Genomic DNA, 17,946 nt, shown 5'->3' on the forward strand with positions numbered 1-17,946 from the left:
CCTCAGCCGCCGGCGCGCGCGGCAGCGGTCCAAACCCGGCAGGCGTCGGGGTCCGCGAGACCCGGCTCCGACGTCGGCGGCGCCGGCCCGGCACGATACAAGGCAAAACGACGCCGCTTGTCGAACAGGTCAAGACGAGTCACCGACTCACCCAGCGCCACGCGCGAACACACCGATCCCAGCCAGTCGCGCCTCTCACGCTCACGCAGCGCGGTTTCGTCGACCACGAGCAGCAACCGCGAGCCCTCATGCAGGGACAGTCCTATTTCATCCAGACCCCAGTCGGCGAGCTGTCTTGCGCGACCATGCTTCGTGTTCAGCGGACTGTCGAGCGCATAGATCTCGCGCCCGCCGCCGAGTGCGAAACGCAGTTCCGCCGCCAGCATGAAGTTGTCGGCCACCACGACCAGGGATGGGTCCGCGCGCAATACCCTCGCGACCGCGGCCGAGGACTCCCGCCAGCCCGTGAAATTCGCCGGAAACGCCTTGGCTCCCGAAAGCATGCGGGCGCCCGACGGCGACGCGGCAAGACCGAGATAGGCCAGCCCGATGACCAGCCCCAGCGCCGCGAGCGCAAATCCACCGCGCGCCGCCCTGCGCCATCCGCGCGCGGCATCCTCGAGCAGTAACGGTAGTGCGGCGCACAGCAGCGTGTAAGCGGGCAGCGGCCAGTGCGCACGAAAGCGCACGTCGTCCGCGAACAGGCCAAGCACGAAGTAAGCAAGGACGAACGTGCCCGCGATAGCCGCGACGACATCGAAGGGCGCCTCCGCGCGACGGCGCCAGCTTCGCCACAGCGCCCAGAGCATCACCACCCATGCGACGGGTGTGCAGGCCACGGCCTGCTCCAGCGGCTGCACCAGCGCATCCGCATGAAACTGCCAGGGATTCCGGTCGACCAGCTGAAACGCCACACCGGCGCCGCGCGACGCCATGTTGTAGAGCACGATGGGCACGAGACCGATCGACGCCAGAGCCAGCGCAAGCCAGATGCCGGGACGCCGCCACTGCGCCCTGCCGCGCGCGGTGGCGACCAGAAACACGAGGCCGCCAAGCATCGGCATGGCGGCGCGATAGTGGGTCATCCAGGCGATCGCCAGCGCCAGGCCGAGCAGCGTCCAGTCGCGATACAGATTTTTCTCAAGTGCGGCGATCAAACCTTGCGAGGCAAGCACGATGGCGAAGGTCAGCGGTACATCGGGCAACGCCAGCACACCCAGCGATCCAACCAGCGGAAGGCTCAGGGCGAAGGTCGCCGCCTGCCAGCGCGCTACCTCACCACCGTAGCGTCTCGCGATCGAGCCGACCTGCCACGGGATGCAGGCACCGATCAGCAGAAATGGCAGGCGCATCGACAGAAGGCCGTGACCGAAGCACGCCTCCGATACCGCGATCAGCCACGCCGTGAGGGGCGGAAGGTCGCTGTAGCCCCATGCGGGTGTGAGGCTCTCCTGCCAGTAGAACGCTTCGTCACCGAAGGGCGACAAGGTGCATGCGATGAAAAGCTTGCCCAGCAGCGCCAGCGCGAACAGGACGAGAAACGTGCCTCGCCAGGATCGCGCGCGCGCCGCTACACTCGAACGATCTCGCATCGACATGGCCAGGACGGGGAGCTCACGCATCGATCATGTCCGCAACGAATCCACTCAACGATGAAATGCTGCGCCATCGACTCGATGGCGCCCTCGCACAGGTCAACGGCGTACTTCTGGGCAAGCCACGACAGGTCAAGCTGGCGTTCGCCTGCCTGATCGCCGGAGGACACCTGCTACTCGAAGACGTCCCGGGTGTCGGCAAGACCACGCTTGCTCATGCGCTGGCGGCCACCTTCGACCTCGAGTTCCAGCGCATCCAGTTCACCAGCGACCTGCTGCCTTCGGACATTATCGGGGTCAGCGTGTACGAGCGCGAGACCGGCGAGTTCCGTTTCCATCCCGGCCCGATCTTCACCAGCCTCCTGCTGGCGGACGAGATCAACCGCGCCACGCCGAAATCGCAGAGCGCCCTGCTCGAGGCCATGGCCGAGGGACAGGTCACCGTGGACGGTGTGACGCACGAACTGCCTCGCCCCTTCTTCGTCGTCGCGACGCAGAATCCGCTGGATCTCGCCGGCACGTTCCCTCTGCCTGATTCGCAGCTCGATCGCTTCATGCTGCGCCTGAGCCTCGACTACCCCGACCCCGCCGCCGAACGCGCGCTGCTGATCGGCGAGGACCGCCGCGACATGATGGCCTCGCTCAGTCCACGCCTCGACATCGCGGCGATCGACCAGTTGCATGCGGCATCCCAGGCGGTGAAGGTCACCGGCACCCTGCTCGACTACCTGCAGGCCCTGCTGACGGCCAGCCGTAAACACAGCGAAGTGCGGGTCGGCCTGTCGCCCCGCGCCGGACTCGCCCTGCTTGCGGCATCGCGCGCGTGGGCGTTGCTGAGCGGCCGTGACTACGTCATTCCCGAGGACGTCCAGACCGTGTTCGTCCCCACCGCCGCGCACCGACTGGTGCCCGGACGGGGAAGCCAGCGCGAGGTCATTGCCCGGGCGATTCTCGCCGAGACCGCGGTGCCCTGATGCCCGACGCGGTGCAGCGACTCACCGCCTGGGCGGAGCGACGACTGCCGTCACTCACCCGCATGCGCCAGCGCGAGCCGATGCCCATCGTGCTGCACCGGCGGCGCATCTATATCGTGCCGACGGGTTTCGGCCTGGGGTTTACCGTGCTGCTGGCCGTCATGCTGATCGGCGCGCTGAACTACGCCAATAACGCCGCCCTGCTCCTCACCTGTCTGGTCGGCTCGGTGAGTGCCGGCAGCATGCTGGTGGCGTTTCGCGTGCTCAACGGCATCACCGTGGGCGGCCTGCGGATGGGCACGGCGCGCGCCGGCGAGAACGTTCGTGTCTTCCTCGATATCGGCGCATCGCAGCGCGAGCGCATGGCTGTGCGCCTGGATGTCGACGGCAGGGAACACGTGGTGGTCGTACCGGCAGGCGGAGCGGCGACGGTGGAGTTCGACCTGCCCACCGAGTTCCGCGGCTGGTTGCCGCTGCCGCGCATGCGACTGCACAGCCGCTGGCCTCTGGGCATGTTCCGTGTCTGGAGCTGGCTCAATCCCGATCGGGCCGTGCTCGTGTATCCGCGCCCCGAAGGCATGGGTCCGACACCTTTCGAACCGCAGGGCGATGCGGACCGCGGTCGCCCCCGCCCCGGCGACGAACTCGCTTCGCTGCGCGAATATCGTGCCGGCGATCCGCGCCGGCTTATCGCCTGGAAACTGAGTGCCCGGCACCACTCCCTGCTGGTGAAGGATCTGGAACAGCCCGCGCCACAGGAAGACTGGCGACTGGACTGGGACAGCATGCACGGACTCGACGACGAGTCGCGGATCTCCCGACTGGCCCGCTGGGTGGACGAGGCTCGCGAATCCGGCCGTCGCTGGAGCCTTCGCCTGCCGGACGGATATTTCGACGTGGCACAGGGTGACGAGCATTACCACCGCTGCATGACCGCCCTGGCGCTGCGCCCATGACCGGCTTCCGCCCTTCGCTGCGTGCACGCCCGTCGGACGAGCCCCGCCTCGCGCCCCGATCGTTCGACCTGCTCTGCCTCACCATGGCGTTCGTCGTCGGCGTCCACGCGCCGCACCTGCCCTGGTGGCTGACGGCTGGCCTCGCTGTTGTCCTGGTGGCCCGCTGGCAGCAACGTCGTCGAGGCGGTCGTCATCCACCGGTCTGGATCAAGGTCCCGCTGATCGGACTGCTGCTCGCGCTCATCGTTTCCACCTACGGCACCCTGTTCGGACGCGAGCCCGGCAGCGCGTTCGCGGTGGGCCTGCTGGTGCTCAAACTGATGGAGAGCGAGCGATTGCGCGACGCGCGCGTCGGCGTGGCTTTCGCCGCGTTCGCACTGATGAGCGCATTGCTGTTCGACCAGAGCATCGTCGCGACGCTGATCGTCGCCCTGGGCATCGTGCCCGCCGTGATGACCCTGCGCTCGGTGGAGGAAGTGGAGCCTGCACGCATGCGCCTGCGCGTCGAGGTCATGCCGGTGCTTCTGGCTCTGGTCGTGTCGATCCCCCTCGCCCTGTTCGCCTTCCTGTTCATTCCCCGCCTGAGTTCACCCCTCTGGGGAGCGCCGACGATAGACCGCGCCACGACCGGACTGTCGGACCGCATGGCACCCGGCGACATGGCCGAGGTGCTTACCGACGACACACCCGCGATGCGCGTCAGCTTCGATGGGCCCGTCCCGATTGCCAGCTCGCGTTACTTCCGCGCCTTCACGATGACGCGCTTCGACGGACAGGCATGGAGTCCGGGATTTCTCCGCCGCGATGACAGCGTCCTCGAGGGATCGGCGCGGTTCCACTATCGGGTCACGCTGGAGCCGACGCGCGAGCGGGTGCTGCCCATGCTCGACATGCCCGTGACCGCGCCCACCGATGCGAGCATGCGTAGCGATCGGACCGCGCTCGCGAATCAGCGACTCGACAAGACCTATACGTACGACGCGACGGCGACCGGCGAATACCGTCTCGATGCGACGCTGGACCCGCAGACCCGTCGCGCCAACCTGCAGCTTCCGGCGAACGTCGGGCCACGTGCGCGGGCGCAGGCGGCCGCGTGGGTCGCGCAATTCGGCGGCAACCCCACCGCGATCGCCCAGGCCGCCCTGGCGATGTTTCACGACGGCGGCTTCCGCTACACGCTGGCCGCGGCGCCACTGGGACGCGACCGCATCGACGACTTCCTGTTCGGCACCCGCGAGGGTTACTGCGAGCACTATTCGTCGACCTTCACCTTTCTAATGCGCGCCGCGGGCATCCCCGCGCGCGTGGTCACCGGCTATCAGGGCGGCTACTGGAATGCGCTCGGACACTACCTCCTGATTCGTCGGGCCGACGCACACGCGTGGACGGAACTCTGGCTCGAAGGACGCGGCTGGGTTCGTTTCGATCCGACCGGCGCCGTACGCCCCGAACGCGTCACGCTGGGTGCCGCGGCCGCCGCGGCGGTAGGTGACGGCGGCGACAGTTTCTTCAATGCGGCGTGGTGGCGAAGCGCGCGAGATCGCTGGGATGTGGTCAACCAATGGTGGAACCAGGCCGTTAACGGATTCGACTCGCTCCGTCAGCAGGGCCTGCTGCAGCCGTTCGGCATCCGCCGGGCGGAAGTCGGCGACCTGGCGATCGTCCTCGCCATCGGTTGCTCCCTGCTGGTCGTGGTCGCCCTGGGATGGGCACTTTTTCAGCGACGTGAAGGCGATGAGTTGGATGTGTGGATGCGCCGGCTACAGCGGAAACTCGAAAAGGCCGGCGTGACACGACGGGCAGGCGAAGGACCGAAGCATTTCATGGCTCGCGCCGCCCGCGCGCTGCCCGACCATCGAAATGCATTGGAAAGGTTGAGCGAGGTCTACTCGCGGTCGCGTTATGCCAATGACGAACCGCCGCCTGAATCAGTAAGTGAATTCAGTCGTGCGGTGAAGGAATTAAGGCCGCGCCGCGTGGTCAAATAGGTCATGGCGCCGACTGTGTCCGGCGCTTCCAGGAGATGTGTCATGTCCATGTACAAACCGCTGGCCATCGCGGCCGCGACTCTGGCTCTCGGCGCTTGCGCCACGGTGCCGCAGCCGCTGCAGGGTCAGTTCAACGACGTATCCACTTCGGGCGCCCAGCAGGGGGGCGCACCTGGCGCGAAAGTGCGCTGGGGCGGCGAAATCATCAAGACGGAGCCGGGTCCGCAGCAGACGTGTTTCTTCGTGCTTTCCGAGCCGCTCGACAGCGAAGCCCGGCCGACGGCCAGCAAGTCCGATAGCCAGGGCCGCTTCGTCGCCTGCCGCGACGGCTTCTACGACCCCGAGGTGTTCACCCGCGGTCGCGAAATCACCGTCACCGGCACGCTGCATGGCGCCGTCTCGCAGAAGGTGGGCGACTTCGATTACGCCTATCCACGCGTCGAGGCAGACGTCGTCTACCTCTGGCCGAAGCGCGTGCCGATCAACCGTGGCTACGGTCCGGGGTTCTACGACCCGTTCTGGGGTCCGGGCTGGGGCCCGGGTTTTGGCCCGTACGGCTACGGTCCGTGGGGCGATCCGTTCTATTACCGCCCGCGCACGATCATCGTGCGGCCCCCGCCGCCGCCGCCGCCGCGCGCTCGCTGAGTATCGCGACCCACAAAAAAGCCGGCCATGTGCCGGCTTTTTTGTGCCTGCCGTTCTGCTTAGCCCGGCGGCCAGTGCATCTGGCGGCCGGCGAGCAGGTGGACGTGGATGTGGAAGACCGTCTGGCCGCCGTGCGTGTTGGTGTTGATGACGGTGCGATAGCCGTCCTTTGACAGGCCCTGGTCGCGGGCGTAGGACGCCGCGGCGAGCAGCAGTTTTCCAAGCAACTCGGCGTCGCCCGCGGTCGCATCGTCCAGCGTGGCGATGGCGCGCTTCGGGATGAAGAGCACGTGCACCGGCGCCTGCGGGTTGAGGTCACGGAAGGCCAGCACGTCATCGTCTTCGAAGACGATATCGGCGGGGATTTCGCGGCGGACGATCTTGGCGAAAATGGTGTCGGTCATCGGGTTTCCCTGGATATCAGCCGAGCGACTGCCGGCTGCCGAATGCGTGAGCGAGCGTGCCACGGTCGACGAACTCCAGTTCACCACCCAGCGGCACGCCATGAGCCAGGCGCGTGGCACGAATACCCGCGGCCTTCGCCAGCTGCCCGATGTAGTGGGCGGTCGCTTCGCCTTCCACGGTCGGGTTGGTCGCGATGATCATTTCTTCGATCTCGCCCTCCCCCAGCCGCTCGGCGAGCAACGGCAACCCGAGCTCATCGGGACCCAGCCCGTCGAGGGGTGACAGCCGTCCCAGCAATACGAAGTAGTGACCGCGAAAGCCGGTGGCCTGTTCGATGGCCGCGAGATCGGACGGCGACTCGACAATGCACAGCACCTGCTTGTCGCGCGTGGCGCTGGCGCACAGCGAGCAGACCGGCGTCTCGCTGAAATTGCGGCAGCGCGTGCAGTTGCCCACATCGCGCATCGCCGACTCCAGCGCGGAAGAAAGGCGCAGGCCACCCTGCCGCTCGCGTTCGAGCAGGTGGAAGGCCATGCGCTGGGCGCTCTTCGCACCGACGCCCGGCAGGCAGCGCAGGGCGTCGATCAGTTCACCGAGAAGGCGGGAGCCGTTACTCATCGTGTCGTCGGACGATCCGTCAGAACGGGAGCTTCATGCCCGGAGGCAGGTTCAGGCCGGCGGTGACGCCACCCAGACGCGTGCGGCTCATCTCGGCGATCTTGTTGACCGCGTCGTTGACGGCGGCGGCGACCAGATCCTCAGCCATCTCCGGATCGTCAGCGAACGTCTGGCGATCGATATGGACGGCGCGCACTTCGTGACCACCGGTCATCGTGACGGTGACGAGGCCGCCACCCGCGGAGCCGGTGACTTCCGTCTTGGCGAGTTCGTCCTGTGCACGCTTCATTTCGTCCTGCATGCGCTGCGCTTGCTGCATCAGCTGACCAATTTGACCTTTCACGTTCCTGGCTCCACGGGTTTGATCGATTGCGGAATGACGCGCGCGTCGAAGTCGCGCTTGAGCGCCTGTACAAGGGGGTCGGCATCCATCGAGGCTTCCGCCCTGGCCTGCGCGTCGCTGGCCGCCTGCGCCCTGCGCTCCGCCGGCGTGCCCAGGTTGCCCCGGTCGGCGACGAAGCGGAAGCGCACGCGGCGATCGAGAGCGCGCGAGACCTTTTCTTCCATCTGGCTGGTCAGTGGCTCGACCGCCAGATGCATGTGCTGGGGCTGCAGCGCGAGCACCATGCTCTCGCCGTCCACCTCACGCAGTGAGCAGTTTTGCGCCAGCTGGCCGATCGGACCACGCAGGTTCGCCCGCTCGACGATGTCGTGCCAGTCCGGCAGACCATCGGCGCCGATGCTGATCGGCCGGGGGGGCGCGGCGGGTTCCGGCGCCGGAGGCGCTGGCGCTGCGGCCGGACGCGACGGAGCCCGCGCGGTGGCCGGAGCGGCAGCCGGAGGCACCGGAGCCGCAGGGCGTGCCGCTCCCGCTGCCGCCGCTGGTGCGGACGGGCGCTCCGCGGGCGCGGAAACGGGTGCACGTGCCACGGCGACCGCCGCCACGGTTCCACCGCCGTCGGTCGGACGGAAGGCGAACATGCGCAGCAAGGCCATCTCGAAACCGATGCGCGCGTCGGGCGCCATCGGCAACTCGCGGCGACTGGTGGTGGCGATCTGGTAATACAGCTGGACGTCTTCAGGCGCGATGCGCGAGGCGATATCGGCGAGGCCGGCATCGCTCTCTTCTTCGCGATAACCAGGCACCAGCTGGATCAGCTGAATGCGATGAAGCACCGTCGCCAGATCGTCGAGCACGCCGGCGAAATCCGGAGAGAACGACGCGATGCGCTCGGCTTCGCCCATCAACGCGGCGCCGTCGCCGGCCGCCAGCGCTTCGAGGACACCCAGCACCTGGCCGCGCTCGACGCTGCCGAGCATGGCGCGCACATCGTCCGCACGCACCGCGCCGCCGCCGTAGGCGATCGCCTGGTCGAGCAGCGACAGACCGTCGCGCAGCGAGCCGTCCGCGCCGTGCGCGAGTTCGCCGATGGCTTCGTCGTCGTACTCGATACCTTCGGCACCGAGGATGTGGCGCATCTGGCCCGTGATCTGATCCGGCAGCAGCCGCTTCAGGTTGAACTTGAGGCAGCGGGACAGCACGGTCACCGGCAGCTTCTGCGGATCCGTGGTCGCAAGCAGGAATTTGACGTGCGGGGGCGGTTCTTCCAGCGTTTTCAGCAGCGCATTGAACGCCGGCTTCGAGAGCATGTGCACCTCGTCCACCAGGTACACCTTGAAGCGCCCCCGGGACGGTGCGTACTGCGCGTTCTCGATCACCTCGCGGACATCGTCCACGCCGGTGTTGCTGGCCGCGTCGATCTCGAGCAGGTCGACGAAGCGACCCGCATCCACCGCCGTGCAGACCGCGCATTCGCCGCACGGGTCTGCCGACTCGCCGCGCTCGCAGTTGAGCGACTTGGCGAAGATGCGGGCGATCGTGGTCTTGCCGACACCACGGGTGCCGGTGAACAGATAGGCGTGATGCATGCGACCGGAGTCGAGCGCGTTGGTAAGCGCGCGGACCACGTGCTCCTGTCCCACGAGTTCAGCGAACTTGCGTGGGCGCCACTTGCGTGCGAGGACCTGATAGGACATGCGTATTACCTTGGGGCGACAGTGGATTGTGCCAAGGACACGCGTCGGGCGCACCCCAGCCCCGAAAAGGCGATGACCCTGCCAGCCACACCCCGGCACCCGAGTCGTCCGCTACCGTTGCTTCCTTCCGGACCTGGCGGAGTTTACGGACTATCGTCGCGGGGGGACCGACAGGGTCACCATAAAGACGGTAAATCAATTTAAAAGCAGGGTGTTGCAACCGTGCGGGCGGGATTGTTCGGGCTCCTGCCCTCACCCCTCCGCTTCGCTACGGGGCCGACGCTACGCGTCGTCCAAATTTGTTCCAGACAAATTTGTCGAACCCGCGCGGGTTCAAATCCCGCTCCCACGGTCTCGCTTCGTTTGTCTCTGCGCCACCTTTAACGGTGTCGCATTTTAGATTTGGCGGAGAGAGCGGGATTCGAACCCGCGATACCTTATTAGGGTATACACACTTTCCAGGCGTGCTCCTTCAACCACTCGGACACCTCTCCGCACTTGCACATCCTCTTCCCCGGCGTCCTGTCCGGCAAAGAAGCGGAAGGATAACGTTCCCGCCGCGGCGGGGCAAGCCTCAGCCGGCACCGGGACGCGGCGGCTGCGGTTCGGGCAGAGCCAGGCGTTCCCCCGGATGAGCGATCCGGTAGCCGCGTGAGACCAGCGTTTCACCGTCTTCGGCGCTGCCGTAGTGATACAGGGCCATGCGCGCGGTGACCTCGGGCGCGTACTCGCGCTCCAGATCGTCCACGCCGGTATGCGACGGATTGCCGATGACGCCGCAGTCGTGGGCGATCAGTTCGCCAGCCGCGCCGTGCAGCGCCAGGGCCTCCGGCACCGGCCGCGTATCGCCCGTGTAGACGAAGCTGCCACGCAGCGCCAGGCCGTACGAGGTGCCCTGCACGTGATGCCGGGTGGGGAAGACGTCGAACCAATGGCCTTCGTGCCAGAACCCGCGGGTGCAGGGCAGCAGATGGAAGGCCTCCCAGTAATTCACGCCGCCCTCGGCCAGTGCGCCCGGGTAGTCGGCCACCCTTCCCTGCAACCACGGCAGGAGTGCGGCGTGCAGGTAAACCCGGGTGCGGCCGCGCAGGGCTTCGTCGAACCACAGGCGGAAGAACAACCTTTCCATGCCCGCGACATGGTCCATGTGCACATGCGTGACGTAGAGCGCCGGTGGCGGCGTGCCGTAGGCGGCGACGTAGCGATCGAGGGTATCGGGGCCGCAGTCGACCAGCAGCAGCGGTTTGCCGTCCCGCTCGACGACCACGGCCGACGAACCGAGCTCGACCGCGTGTGCCGCGCCGGTTCCGAGGAAATGCAGGTCCCAGGTCATGCGCGCAGGCTCCGTTCGTAGTGTTCGATCAGGGCCGGCCATAGCTCGGCGTCGAAGGTGTCCCCGGCCGCGTCGCGCGCGCCGAGCTTCACCAGCGAGCGCTTCAGGCGGGACAGATTGGCATGGCGCCAGCCGCGCGACGGACGGCGCAGACGCCCCCGGTCGAAATCGATCAGGTAGAGACCGTCGGCATTGACCAGAATGTTGTGCGCGTTGAGGTCGGCATGCCAGGCGCCCTCCCGGTGGAACCGGGCGATCAGCTCGCCGACCCGTCCCGCCAGCGCCGCATTGAAGGCGCCATCCTGAAGGCGCCCGGCCAGCGTGGCGGCGGCAGGAATGCGCAAGGTGATCAGGTCGGCCGAGTAACGGAAGCCCTGACGAACGAAGCGTGAGGCCACCGGCGGCGACACGGGCAGGCCCCGGCGCTCCAGTTCGGCCAGCAGACGGAACTCGCGGTCACTGCGTGTGCGGCGGCGGCCGGTAAAGAGGTAGCGATCGCCGAGCAGACGGGCGACCATACCACCGCGGCGATAATGCCGAAGCACGGCTTCGCCGGCCGGGGTATCGATTACCGCGACACCGCCCCGCCCACCCGATTGCGTACGCAGCGCACCCCGCTCGCGCCAGTAGTCGGGCGAGAACCAGGGTGCGTCGACTTGAGATACACGGGTGGCGTCGAACAGAATCGTCCCGCCCGCGCTCTCCTTGACTCGTTGCTCTGTCATTCGTCGGCCGCCCTTACGCAGCCACTCATCCGGTACTCCGATCGTGTCCAGTCTACCAAGCCGTCCACTCCCGTCGGGAGATTCCAGCCTCTGCATCCTGCGTACCTCCGCCATCGGCGACGTGACGCACGTGATTCCGCTGGTCCGCACCCTTCAGGAAAAGTCGCCCGGCACGCGCCTGACGTGGCTCGTCGGCAAGCTCGAGCGCAAGCTCGTGGGCGATTTTCCGGGCGTCGAGTTCATTACCTTCGATAAGGGCAAGGGCCGGGAAGGCATGCGCGAGGTACGCCAGGCGCTGGCCGGACGCCGGTTCGACGCCCTGCTGCACATGCAGGTGGCATTGCGCTCGAATCTGCTGAGCCTGGCCGTAAAAGCCGATCGCCGCATCGGCTACGACCACGCCCGCTCCAAGGACCTGCACGGGCTCTTCGTCAACGAACGCATCGAAGCCCGCACGGGGGAGCACGTGCTGGACGCCATGGCCAGCTTCATCGAGCCGCTGGGCCTGAAGCAGACGGAGGTGCGCTGGGACATTCCCGTGCCCGCCGACGCCCACGAGTGGGCCGCCGAACAGCTGCCCGGCGACGCGCCGACCCTGCTGGTCAGTCCGATGTCGAGCCACACGGTGCGTAACTGGCGGGTCGACCGCTACGCGGCGCTGATCGACCACGCGATGGCGCGCGGCATGCGTGTCGCACTGGTCGGCGGTCCGTCGGACCCCGAGCGCGCGCTGGCGGACAGCATCCTGGCGGCGACCGAGGCGGCCCCGCTGGACCTGACCGGCAAGGACACGCTGAAGCGTTTCATGGCCCTGCTGGCACGCAGCGCCATGATCCTCACGCCGGATTCGGGCCCGATGCACATGGCCAACGCGGTGGGCACGAAGGTCCTGGGGCTGCACGCCGCCAGCAACCCGCACCGCTCCGGCCCCTACTCGGACCGTCGCTGGTGCGTGGACAGATACGACGCGGCGTCGCGCAAGTTCCTCGGCAAGCCGGCGTCCGAAATACCCTGGGGCACCAAGATCGAGAAAGCCGGCGTCATGGACCTGGTCGAGGTCGCCGACATGAAAGACCGCTTCGAGGCCTGCGCGGCCTTCCTGAAACTGCCGCTCGCCTGATCAGGCCTGCGGCGCGCGGTAGTCCTGATACGACTTCTCTTCGACCAGCGTCGAGCCCAGCTTCGTGTTGATCTCGCGCTTGATCGCCGCGCGCTCGTCGTTTTCGATGTACACCGAACGGGCGAGCTGGATGAATTCGTCGTCGAACGCCTGAGCACGCTCCTTCATGCGGATGTCGTCTTCGATCTTCCACAGGCGCTGGTTGACGGCCAGCAGGCGCGACGTCTCGTCGGCGATGTCGGTCCCGGAGGCCCTGTCGTTCTTCCACGTGGCCTCGAGCAGTTCGAGCTCGTTGCGCACATTGGCCAGCTTGGCCGCGTCCTTGATCTGCTGCAGTTTGATCTGGAGGATCGTGATCTTGTCGATCAGCTCACCGTAAGAAACGGGGGTCTGGATAAGGCTCATGGCAAATCTCCGGTCGGTCAGGCGCCGGAGGTTAGCAGTTTTGCATCCGCAGGGCCGCCCCCGAAGGCGGCGAGGCTGGCGGCGAGATGATCGAATACGGCCCGGACACGACGGCTCTTGCGCTGGTCCTCGTGCATGACGACCCAGATCGGGAGGCACACCTCAAGCTCGTCGGGCAGTAGGCGTACCAGGCCCATGCGGTGCGCCAACGGCACCTGACAGAAGCCGATGCCGAAGCCGGCGCGGATCGCCGCCATCGCGGCCAGATCGTTATCCGTGCGCAGCGCGAAATGCTCGCGCGAATACGGGACACCGGCCGGCCGCAATGCGCGGATGTACGGTTTTTCCTCGTCGTAACCGATCAGCGCGTGCGTGACGATATCGGCGACGCGTTCGGGCGCGCCAGCCACAGCGAGGTAGTCAGGGTGACCGTATAAGCCCAGCGGTATGTCGCAGACATGCCTGGCGACCATCGCGTCCTGCTCGGGCATCGCGCTGCGAACGGCGATATCGGCGTCCCGACGCAGCAGATTTTCGGTGCGATTGGTGGTCGACAGCTCGATGACGATGCCGGGATGCGCGCGCCGGAACGTTGCAAGCATCGGCGGCAGGATCTCGACGCCGACCACCTCACTGGCCGTGATGCGCACCACGCCGTGCAATGCCTCACGCGTGCCCGAGGCGACCCGGAGCACGGAGGCGGCCGCGGAAGCCATGGCCTGCGCATGAGGCTGCAACTCCAGCGCCGCGTCGGTCGGAATGAGTCCGTGGGATGCGCGGGAGAACAGCGGAACGCCAAGCGACGCCTCCAGCTCCCGCACATGCCGGCCGAGGCTCGGCTGGGTCATGTCCAGCGACCGCGCGGCGCCGGACAGGCTGCCTTCGCGCAATACGGCGAGAAAGGAGCGGAAAAGATCCCAGGCGGGCTCGGTGTTGGCCATACATAAACGTATAGCAGATGTTCACTGATACGCAATTCCCGAACAGGGGCACACCCATCAGACTTTGCCCATCCCAACGGAGTACGGACATGACCCAGCACCCGCGCACTGCCCTCGTCCTCGGCGCGACCGGCGGGGTCGGCGGCGAAACGGCCCGCGCCCTGATCGCCGCGCGCTGGAACGTCAACGCCCTGACCCGCCACACGGGAAAGACCGGAGATGGCGTCCGGTGGATCGAAGGCGACGCCATGGTCGCCGCCGACGTGCTCCGCGCGGCCGACGGGGCGCAAGTCATCGTCCATGCCGTGAACCCGCCCGGCTACAAGGACTGGGAGCGCGTCGTTCTGCCGATGATCGACAACACCATCGCGGCGGCGCATGCCGTCGGAGCACGCATCGTCCTGCCCGGCTCGGTCTACAACTACGGGCCCGACGTGTATCCCATGATCGCCGAGGACGCCGCGCAGCATCCGCCGTCACGCAAAGGCGAGATCCGCGTCGACGTTGAACGACACCTGCAACGCGCGGCCCGCGACGGCGTACGCAGCCTCGTGCTTCGTTGCGGTGACTTCTATGGGCCGGGTGGCGGCAACAACTGGCTGGCTCAGGGCATCGTGACGCCCGGCAAACCGCTGCGCGCGATCCGCTATCCCGGTCCGCCGGCGCTGCGGCATGCGTGGGCCTATCTGCCCGACGTCGCATCGACCCTCGTGGCGTTGCTGGATCGCGAGGACGAACTCGAGACCTTTGCACGCTTCCACTTCGGGGGACACACCCTCACCGGCGACGAACTGCACGCCGCTATCCGTCGTGCGTCAGGTAAGCCGTCGCTGCGGATGCGTCCGTTTGCCTGGTGGATGGTGAACCTCACCGCACCGTTTCACGAGACGATGCGCGAGGTGCGCAAGATGCGCTACCTGTGGAATGAGGAAGTGCTGATGGACGGTAAGCGCCTGCGCGCGTTCCTGCCGGAACACCGTGACACGCCGCCCGATGTGGCGATGAAGGTCACGCTCGACGCGCTCGGTGTTCTGACGCGCTGATTCGGACCGCCGATTCAGAGCGAGACGGCGCCGAACGCGTCCATGAGCAGCAGTACGTTGAGCCCGAGCACCACCAGTGCGGCGAGCGCGGCGAGACCCACCACGAGCATCCCGTTGCGGAAGGCACCCATGACGTCGCGCCGACTGGTGAACCACACCAGTGCGATCATCGGGAACGGCAGCGCGATGCTCAGCGCGACCTGACTGAGCACGAGCGCGCGCGTCGCATCGACGCCGGCCAGCACCACCGCGAAGCTGGGCAACATCGTGATCGCCCGTCGCAGCCAGATCGGGATGCGAAAATCGACGAAGCCCTGCATGATCATCTGCCCCGCCATGGTGCCGACGACGGAGCTGGAGAATCCGGAAGCGACCAGCGAGACCAGGAAGATCGTCGCGGCAGCGCCGCCAAGCAGCGGTACCAGTGTCTGATAAGCGGTTTCGATCTTCGCCACATCCGGATGGCTGCCGTGGAACGCGCCGGCCGCCATCACCACCATGGCGAGGTTGATCAGGCCCGCGACGGCCAGCGCCAGGATCACCTCGAGGTTGGACAGGCGGATGATCCGCCGGCGCTCGCTGTCGTTCTTCGGCTGCGCCCGACGCTCGGTCAGCCCCGAGTGGAGAAACAGCGCATGCGGCATCACCGTGGCGCCGATGATGCCCACGGCGATGGCGATGGCGGCGCTGTCCGGAATGCTCGGCACGAAAATCTGCTGGCCCAGCGACTTCCAGCCCACCGGCGCGATGAACAGCTCCACGAGATACGACAGTCCGACCACGCCGACCAGCGCACCGATGGTCAGTTCGAGCCGCCGGTAGCCTTTGCCTTCCAGCATCAGCAGCGCGTACGTGACGATGCCGGTGATTCCCATGCCCACCAGCAGCGGCATGTGAAACAACAGGCTCAGGCCGATCGCCCCGCCGAGGAATTCGGCGAGATCGGTAGCCATCGCCGCCAGTTCGCTCACCACCCACATCAGATAGACCAGCGGTCTCGGCAGGCGATCCCGACAAAGCTCCGCGAGATTGCGGCCCGTGACGATTCCCAGCCGGGCGGAGAGGCTCTGGAACAACATCGCGACCAGATTGGCCAGAAGCACCACCCAGAGCAACGCATAGCCGTAGCGAGCGCCCGCCTGGATATTCGTGGCGAAGTTGCCCGGATCGATATACGCGACCGAGACCACCATTGCCGGCCCCGCGAATGGCAGCAGCGCGGACAGGCCACGGCGGCGTCCGGAAAGGACGTCGACCATCGCCGGGTCGGGATTCTGCTGTCTTACCTGATCAAGCATGCGATGAATCCGCGGGACTTACGACAAAAAGAGAGCGCCGCGCGGTGAACGCGCGGCGAGGCTGCGTGGGATGCATGCCCCGTTATACGCCGCGGCCGCGCGCCTTGCGACGCGAGCCCGGTGCGAAGACGAGTCCGGCGATCACACCGGCCGCGATGAGCGAGCCCGCGACGGCGGGCGACGAGACCTTCAGCGTCCGGACCTGGCGCACCGGCCGCTTCAGCCCGTGCTGCACCTCGGCCGGCGCCGCCTCGATCTCGACCGCGTGCGTGCTGGGCCGGATCGGCTTGCCGCGGGCATCGGCAACGCCACGGGTCAGCTCCGCGCCGAGCAGGACGATGATCGATGAGTAATAGGTCCACGTGAGCAACACCACGAAGGCACCGGCCGGTCCGTACGCGCCGCCGACATCCGAATACTGGATATAGAGGCCGATAGCGTACTTGCCAACCATGAACAGCACCGTGGTGAGCACCGCGCCGATCAGCGCCTCGCTCCAGTCGATCACCGCGTCGGGGAGCACCTTGTACATGGCGCCGAAGGCCACCACGAAAACCACCACGGAGATACCGAATTCCACCGCCTTCCAGGCGGTGGAGTCACCGCGGATCATGGTCTGGATGATCGCGCTGACGATAAACGAGACGATCATCATGAAGGCCATGCCGCCGAGCAGCGCGAAGGCGCGGCCGCGCGCGCGCAGCCAGGCGCCCACGGCCTCGCCCGGCCGGGCCTTCACCCGCCACACCCGATCGAGGGTGCCCTGCAACTGGGCGAACACCGCCGAGGCGGCGAACAGTGTCACGCCGATGCCGATAACGCCCGCGATGTCGCCGATCCGCGGATGCGCCCTGGCGCTGTTGATCACCGAATCGATCGCGCCAGCCGCGCGGCTGCCGACGACCGCCGACAGGGCCTCGGTCAGCTGGTCACGCCATTCGGGGTGAAGCAGCGAAATGACCCAGACCAGCAGGAGCAGGAGCGGCGCGAACGACAGCGCCGCGTAGAACGCCAGCGCCGCGGCGCGCGTCATCAGCTCATCGTCGCTGAAACCGTCCACCGCCGAGACGATGGTTCGTTTGAGAGCGCCGCCGGTCATGCCCTTCTCCTGATCGTTCTACGCGTTTCCACCAGAGGCATACCTTCAGGGAGGGCGAGCGCACGTGATGTGAACGTGGAAGCAAGGCCCTAGAATCGGTGCATGCCTCTGACCCTGCTGATCGCCGACGACCACCCGATGTTCCGCGGCGCCCTGCTGCACGCGCTGGCCGAACCCCTCCGCGGCGGCCGTGCGCTGGAAGCCGCCAGCCACAGCGCCATGGAGACCGTGCTCGCCTCCGGGGAATCCGTCGACCTGGTCCTGCTCGACCTGACCATGCCGGGCGCCATGGGGTTCTCCTCCCTGCTCTGGTTGCGCGGCGAGCACCCCGACGTGCCCGTGCTGGTGGTTTCCTCGAACGACCACCCGCGCAACGTGCGCCGGGCCCAGCAGTTCGGCGCGGCGGGATTCGTCTCCAAGTCCGCACCCGCCGAGGTATTGCGCGAGGCGGTGACCGAGGTCATGCAGGGCGGCACGGCTTTCGTGGGTGCGCGCGCCGAGCGCAGCGACGACGACGCGCAACTGGCCGCGCGGCTGGCGCGGCTCACGCCCGCGCAGTTCCGCGTGCTCATGCTGATGGCCGAAGGTCTGCTCAACAAGCAGATCGCCGCAGAGCTCGGCCTCGCCGAGAACACCGTGAAGATTCACGTCACGGCCGTGCTGTCCAAGCTCGAATGCCGCTCGCGCACGCAGGCCGCTGTGCTGGTGAAGTCGCTCGACATCGACGAGGGTGTCGATGGCTCGCATCCCGGCTGACGCGACCC

Annotated in this window: 18 protein-coding genes, 1 tRNA gene and 1 other RNA gene; 7 read left to right on the forward strand and 13 right to left on the reverse strand. The window is 67.1% G+C overall.

From position 1 onward, the window contains the following. Positions 1–2: 2 nt before the first annotated feature. Positions 3–1,622 (reverse strand): ArnT family glycosyltransferase, encoded by a 1,620-nt coding sequence (locus tag FA85_RS02860; protein WP_239739773.1) that lies wholly within the window; start codon positions 1,620–1,622, stop codon positions 3–5. Positions 1,623–1,627: 5 nt separating this feature from the next. Here FA85_RS02860 and FA85_RS02865 point away from each other — a divergent pair, with 5 nt between their 5' ends. The 4 genes from FA85_RS02865 to FA85_RS02880 are packed head-to-tail and all read left to right on the forward strand — an operon-like array spanning position 1,628 to position 6,158. Beyond that, positions 1,628–2,569, forward strand: coding sequence for an AAA family ATPase (locus tag FA85_RS02865; protein ID WP_036112155.1), 942 nt, complete (start codon positions 1,628–1,630; stop codon positions 2,567–2,569). Then, positions 2,569–3,525 carry a DUF58 domain-containing protein gene (locus tag FA85_RS02870; RefSeq protein WP_036112153.1) on the forward strand — a complete coding sequence of 319 codons (957 nt, stop codon included), beginning with the start codon at positions 2,569–2,571 and terminating at the stop codon, positions 3,523–3,525. The genes FA85_RS02865 and FA85_RS02870 overlap by 1 nt, the downstream gene beginning before the upstream one ends. Continuing rightward, complete coding sequence (locus tag FA85_RS02875; RefSeq protein WP_036112151.1) at positions 3,522–5,513, forward strand: transglutaminase TgpA family protein; 1,992 nt, start codon at positions 3,522–3,524, stop codon at positions 5,511–5,513. The genes FA85_RS02870 and FA85_RS02875 overlap by 4 nt, the downstream gene beginning before the upstream one ends. A gap of 42 nt (positions 5,514–5,555) precedes the next feature. Further along, a complete protein-coding gene (locus tag FA85_RS02880; protein ID WP_036112149.1) occupies positions 5,556–6,158 on the forward strand; it encodes a Slp family lipoprotein in 603 nt (200 codons plus the stop codon). Between the two features lie 59 nt (positions 6,159–6,217). On the opposite strand, the gene FA85_RS02885 is transcribed toward FA85_RS02880, so the two are convergent. The 8 genes from FA85_RS02885 to FA85_RS02915 all read right to left on the reverse strand — a co-directional run bounded on the left by FA85_RS02885 (position 6,218) and on the right by FA85_RS02915 (position 11,276). Continuing rightward, a complete protein-coding gene (locus FA85_RS02885; protein ID WP_036112147.1) occupies positions 6,218–6,562 on the reverse strand; it encodes a histidine triad nucleotide-binding protein in 345 nt (114 codons plus the stop codon). A 16-nt stretch (positions 6,563–6,578) separates the two neighbouring features. Then, positions 6,579–7,181: a recombination mediator RecR gene (recR, locus tag FA85_RS02890; RefSeq protein WP_036112145.1), complete on the reverse strand. Its 603-nt coding sequence runs from the start codon at positions 7,179–7,181 to the stop codon at positions 6,579–6,581. Positions 7,182–7,200: 19 nt separating this feature from the next. Continuing rightward, on the reverse strand, positions 7,201–7,524 hold the full coding sequence (locus FA85_RS02895) for a YbaB/EbfC family nucleoid-associated protein (protein ID WP_036112141.1): 324 nt from the start codon (positions 7,522–7,524) through the stop codon (positions 7,201–7,203). Further along, positions 7,521–9,218 carry a DNA polymerase III subunit gamma/tau gene (gene dnaX / locus FA85_RS02900; protein ID WP_036129106.1) on the reverse strand — a complete coding sequence of 566 codons (1,698 nt, stop codon included), beginning with the start codon at positions 9,216–9,218 and terminating at the stop codon, positions 7,521–7,523. The genes FA85_RS02895 and dnaX overlap by 4 nt, the downstream gene beginning before the upstream one ends. Before the next feature lie 76 nt (positions 9,219–9,294). Further along, positions 9,295–9,391, reverse strand: an RNA gene (gene ffs / locus FA85_RS21345) — signal recognition particle sRNA small type. 230 nt (positions 9,392–9,621) lie between these two features. After that, a tRNA-Ser gene (locus FA85_RS02905) sits at positions 9,622–9,712 on the reverse strand. A gap of 80 nt (positions 9,713–9,792) precedes the next feature. Beyond that, positions 9,793–10,551, reverse strand: a complete 759-nt coding sequence (locus FA85_RS02910) for an MBL fold metallo-hydrolase (RefSeq protein WP_036112136.1) — start codon at positions 10,549–10,551, stop codon at positions 9,793–9,795. Further along, a complete protein-coding gene (locus tag FA85_RS02915; protein WP_036112134.1) occupies positions 10,548–11,276 on the reverse strand; it encodes a 3-deoxy-D-manno-octulosonic acid kinase in 729 nt (242 codons plus the stop codon). Before FA85_RS02915 ends, FA85_RS02910 begins: the two co-directional genes overlap by 4 nt. Positions 11,277–11,319: 43 nt before the next feature. On the opposite strand from FA85_RS02915, the gene FA85_RS02920 reads away from it, so the two are divergent. Next, a complete protein-coding gene (locus FA85_RS02920) occupies positions 11,320–12,396 on the forward strand; it encodes a glycosyltransferase family 9 protein (RefSeq protein WP_239709079.1) in 1,077 nt (358 codons plus the stop codon). Here the strand turns inward: FA85_RS02920 and FA85_RS02925 are convergent, their stop codons facing one another. Both FA85_RS02925 and FA85_RS02930 read right to left on the reverse strand, forming a co-directional pair. Continuing rightward, the gene (locus FA85_RS02925) at positions 12,397–12,801 is read right to left on the reverse strand and encodes a DUF6165 family protein (RefSeq protein WP_036112131.1); all 405 of its coding nucleotides are present in this window, start codon (positions 12,799–12,801) and stop codon (positions 12,397–12,399) included. 17 nt (positions 12,802–12,818) lie between these two features. After that, positions 12,819–13,742 (reverse strand): LysR family transcriptional regulator, encoded by a 924-nt coding sequence (locus FA85_RS02930; RefSeq protein ID WP_036112128.1) that lies wholly within the window; start codon positions 13,740–13,742, stop codon positions 12,819–12,821. An 89-nt stretch (positions 13,743–13,831) separates the two neighbouring features. Between FA85_RS02930 and FA85_RS02935 the strand changes: the two genes are divergently transcribed. Continuing rightward, positions 13,832–14,785, forward strand: coding sequence for an NAD-dependent epimerase/dehydratase family protein (locus tag FA85_RS02935; protein ID WP_036112124.1), 954 nt, complete (start codon positions 13,832–13,834; stop codon positions 14,783–14,785). Between the two features lie 14 nt (positions 14,786–14,799). On the opposite strand, the gene FA85_RS02940 is transcribed toward FA85_RS02935, so the two are convergent. Together FA85_RS02940 and FA85_RS02945 are read right to left on the reverse strand one after the other, a co-directional pair. Next, positions 14,800–16,083 carry an Nramp family divalent metal transporter gene (locus FA85_RS02940; protein ID WP_036112121.1) on the reverse strand — a complete coding sequence of 428 codons (1,284 nt, stop codon included), beginning with the start codon at positions 16,081–16,083 and terminating at the stop codon, positions 14,800–14,802. 82 nt (positions 16,084–16,165) lie between these two features. After that, positions 16,166–17,182 carry a YihY/virulence factor BrkB family protein gene (locus tag FA85_RS02945; protein ID WP_081907418.1) on the reverse strand — a complete coding sequence of 339 codons (1,017 nt, stop codon included), beginning with the start codon at positions 17,180–17,182 and terminating at the stop codon, positions 16,166–16,168. Between the two features lie 102 nt (positions 17,183–17,284). Here FA85_RS02945 and FA85_RS02950 point away from each other — a divergent pair, with 102 nt between their 5' ends. Then, complete coding sequence (locus tag FA85_RS02950; RefSeq protein ID WP_036112119.1) at positions 17,285–17,938, forward strand: response regulator; 654 nt, start codon at positions 17,285–17,287, stop codon at positions 17,936–17,938. Positions 17,939–17,946: the final 8 nt, after the last annotated feature.

Origin of the sequence: Luteibacter mycovicinus (assembly GCF_000745235.1) — a bacterium.
GTDB lineage: Bacteria > Pseudomonadota > Gammaproteobacteria > Xanthomonadales > Rhodanobacteraceae > Luteibacter > Luteibacter mycovicinus.